The organism is Mesotoga sp. UBA5825, from assembly GCF_002432955.1.
Taxonomy (GTDB): domain Bacteria; phylum Thermotogota; class Thermotogae; order Petrotogales; family Kosmotogaceae; genus Mesotoga.
This window is the reverse complement of sequence record NZ_DJHG01000139.1, coordinates 1-4,054: the sequence shown is the minus strand read 5'-3', so window position 1 is coordinate 4,054 and position 4,054 is coordinate 1. Positions and strand designations below refer to the sequence as shown.

General features: G+C 47.0%; 2 protein-coding genes. Both read left to right on the top strand.

The genetic code is table 11. The annotated features are described in order from the left end of the window. Nucleotides 1-477: 477 nt before the first annotated feature. On the top strand, nt 478-1,674 hold the full coding sequence (locus B3N33_RS12815) for an MFS transporter (protein ID WP_103133785.1): 1,197 nt from the start codon (nt 478-480) through the stop codon (nt 1,672-1,674). A 1,406-nt stretch (nt 1,675-3,080) separates the two neighbouring features. After that, entirely contained in the window at nt 3,081-3,929 is an 849-nt protein-coding gene (locus tag B3N33_RS12810) for a pirin family protein (RefSeq protein WP_292593541.1), read from the top strand. Nucleotides 3,930-4,054 lie beyond the last annotated feature (125 nt).

Below are 4,054 nucleotides of genomic sequence, written 5' to 3'. Positions count from 1 at the left end.
CTCGAAGCGAAGCTTCATCTCAGACTCAAAGCGTCTTCTCGTTCCATCGTTCTCGGTTTAAGAACAAGATCCTGGCCTGAAGCATGCCAGTTACTCTTGAAGAAGAAAAGGCTCTCATCCCGTGGAGCCTCTCTTGATAAGCCTGCCCCAAAATGCTCCTGTTTGGGGTCTCCTGTTCAGGGCTCCTGTATGGTGGTCCTGTTCAGGGTCATCCCGGGTTCGATCCGGGATATGTGCTTCGATCTTGTCAAAGGTCTGTTGACTGACAGCGTTGTTTTCGACGACATTCAACCGCAGGCGTTTCATCGCAGTCGGATCTTTCAGCGTTCAGTGGTTCTTCAAGCCAGCGCAGCCGGAACTGGCCTCGCCGAAGGCGAGACTGGCCTGCGTCAGCAGACTGGCGAACCTAATCATCCCACAAAATCCTTCCAAAATGGTAATATATAGTAAGCAAATCAAACAAAGAAGGTCTTTTTGTTGAGAAAGAGAATCGTATTACTGCTGACTTATACATTCATCACCACTATAACAATCTCAATGTACCGCGTTGTCTATAATCTGTATCTGAGAGAAATCGGTTTCTCAAATCAACTCATAGGCAACGTGACTTCTGCCCAGTTATGGGGATCGGCGATCATAGGGCTGCTCACAGCCGTTCTCGCAGATTCTATCGGAAAGAAGAAGATTCTCTTTCTCTCTGCGATTGTCGTTCCCGTATCTGGAATCGCGCTTGCTTTCGTAGTTGATCCGACGTTTATAATCGTTCTATCGTTTATCAAAGGTGGGTTTACAGTTACTGCCTTCACCGTAGTCATGGCGACAATGACAAGCATAACAAAGACGGGAAACAGAGCGAAGGTCTTCGGTCTGAACTTCGGAATCAACATGGCAAGTGGAGTCATCGGCAATTTCATTGGTGGGGCATTCGGAGATCTTTTCAGCCTTCAAACGACTTTGATAATCTCGATGGTCGCCCATCTACCTGCAATAATACCTGTCATAAAGCTTGAGATGACGGAATCGAGATCCAGACTCAAGGAACTATTCAACTTTTCGGGACTTCAGAACGACCAGAGGAAGGTGCTTGCATACTACTTCATATCCACGGCAACCGTGGGCTTCGGAGCCGGTCTCTTCATACATTTCGGAAATTTGATATTCAAAGACCTTTTCAACATGTCGGCAACAGGTATAGGTATCGCCCTTTCTATTGCACAATTAGGGACTGCCGCCGGATCGACACTATCCCACAGATTAGGAAGACGCTTCGGCGCACTGAAATTCAACCTGACAATGCAGTTGCTTGTAATCCCACTGATGCTCTCTCTAGTAGTCGTCAGAGAGCCGATTCTATTCACGATTCTTTACGCATTCAGGTTCGTCTTCATGAACATAACAAACCCGATCATGACGTCAATAATCTTCTCATACGTTCCAGATTCAAAACTATCAACAGTATCTGGAATCAACGGTTTTCTGAACAATACTGTTCGGGCCGTAGCCGCTATGATCTTCGGGTTAATAGTTGGTACTACTATAAGCGGCTATACCGTGTTATTCTTGCTTAGCACTGCCTTCTACGCGGCAAATGCCTTCATCATCTTCCTTTTCTACAGGGATTTCAAGAACGAACCGAGAGTTCTGGAGCTTTATGATTCGAAAAGAACGAGCTGATATGGGCCAGTCACCTTCGTTGGCCAGTCAGGCTTCGGAGAGGTCAGTTCTCATTGAAACAAGACTCAATGCCGCCTTCGGTGGGACGCATTGCACTGAAGAACATCAGTGGACGCAAGGCTGGCGAAGATCACGCCAGGTCGCAATGCTGCCTTCGGCAAAAGGCGATTTTGAAGCCAGTCAGGCTTCGTCGGGCAATGAGCAGCTGAAAGTGTATACAGCCGGTGTCCGCTTAAGAATAAGGGCCCGCTGATTACTGTAAAGAGCCGTCCTTGGTCCTTCGCCTTGGACCAGAACACGTCCTTGGATAACATCATGCGAGAAAGAGCATTGTCGAGAGCTTCGCTGCGAGAGTGTGAGAATTGATAGATGGTCGTCAACGGTCCACCGTCCTCCGAAATCAACATCGCCGAGAGAGCAAGAGCATAAAGTAATGGCAATTTCAGCGGGAGGCTTATGAATTTTGGATTCCGGATCAGGTCCGAAATGCCCCTGAACAGGAGATTTTCAGGGGAGGCTCAGGGATGACTGTAGACTAAATCATTTTTTCACCATATCCGAGACGCTATTAATTCCGCCATGCTGAACATGAGGGTTATTCTTGATGTGTGCACACACCCCGTCGACGATGAAGCCGTCGACACCCCTCTCGAGAGGGGATTAAAGAGCTCTTCAAGGCTTCAGGAGATCCTAGATCCTTACTTGGCCTCTTTGCTTTCCCCTCATCTCTACTCTCTCCATATTCGCCCCTTCTTAGTCTACTATTCCTAACTTACTTGTCCAATTCCCCTAGGGGTGAATACGCTCTGAGCACCTTCTTATCGGTCCGCCTTCTTTGAAAAATGAACTTAGATAGTTTCTAGTACACACCGGAATTTTCTCATCATCTCCTGTGAATCCAAGGAAACTGAATAATATGCACGCAGTGATTCGAAAATTCTCATTCTTTCTCTTTGTGCATGCTGTAATATTTCAAAAAGGTTTACCGAAAAAAGAAAACAACTTTCAGGTTATCTCTCATCTTTTCCCATATTTCTGCGACAATACCACCAAAATTCTTTCTTATAATTTGTTTGAAAATGATTTGAAGAAAGTGCAGGTGAACATGAACCTCGACATAGAAGCACAGCAAGCGGCAATTAATTACCAGGTACAGCAGAACTGACAGTGGAAACCTTCATGAGCTTTCTCACCCCATCCCTCAAAGCCGGGCCGACAAGGTCCGGCCTTCCTGTTGTCTGTTATCTTGCTAATGAGAATGTTCCTGGAGGCTTATCTGGGATAATAGATCATGGGATTCAGATAGAAGATCATTCATGACTGGAGATCTGCAGACACCATTTTTGCGAAAGGCTTTTGAGTATTGATGCATGAGAATGCGCCGCGGAGTGAAGAGGAAACTTACAATGAGCAGAATACGGAAAATCAGCAAGATCTTGACTGGGAGAGGCGCCGTTGACGGTGCCGGAGTGAAGCCCGTTAGAGTAGTTGGTCAAAGAGACGTTGAGGATTTCGATCCCTTCTTGCTGCTGGATGCCTTTGATTCGACAGATCCGGAGGACTACATTAAGGGCTTTCCATGGCATCCTCATAGGGGCATCGAGACCGTGACTTATCTTGTAAGCGGGATTATAGAGCACGGTAATGGTTTGGGCAACAAAGGCGAAATACTCGACGGAGACTGTCAATGGATGACTGCAGGTTCCGGGATCATTCATCAAGAGATGCCCAAACCCTCGGCACGATTGCTTGGAGCACAGCTCCGGCTTAATCTTCGTGCCAGGGACAAAATGGCAAATCCTCAATATGGAGACATAAAGAGTCAGGATGTTCCTGCTGTAGATGAAGAAGGTTCAACAGTGCGCGTAATTGCGGGACCTTACAAGAACATCACCGGAGCATTCGAAGGAAGATTTGTGAAGGCCAAGCATCTAGATGCTGAGGTCAAAGCCGGAAAAGAGTGGTCATTCGAGACCGGTGATGATATGACTCTCTTCATCTTTATACTGCTGGGTAGCGGAAGATTCGATCCTGATGAAGAGGAAGCCATTGACAGCAAGCGAGCTGTTCTCTTTGGCGATGGAGATACCTTCTGGGTGAGGGCAGGAAATGAGGGGATAAGATTCCTGCTGTTTTCAGGGAAACCTCTTAAAGAGCCCGTTGCATGGGGAGGCCCGATAGTCATGAACACCAGGGAGGAACTGGATGTTGCCTTCCGGGAACTGAGCGAGAACACCTTTGTGAAGCATGAATGAGACCTGCTCGACCATTTATAGAGTAATTATGAAGACAAGTGTTTGGCCTAGATGATTGCAGAAAAGATATCATGCCCTCCATTCAGCGAAAACTCTATGCGTTGATGCCGGCCGGTCGCAATGTG

What these genes read in the sequence shown, in the direction of transcription:
- B3N33_RS12810 (WP_292593541.1), top strand. Translation starts at nt 3,081, where the DNA reads ATGAGCAGAATACGGAAAATCAGCAAGATCTTGACTGGGAGAGGCGCC.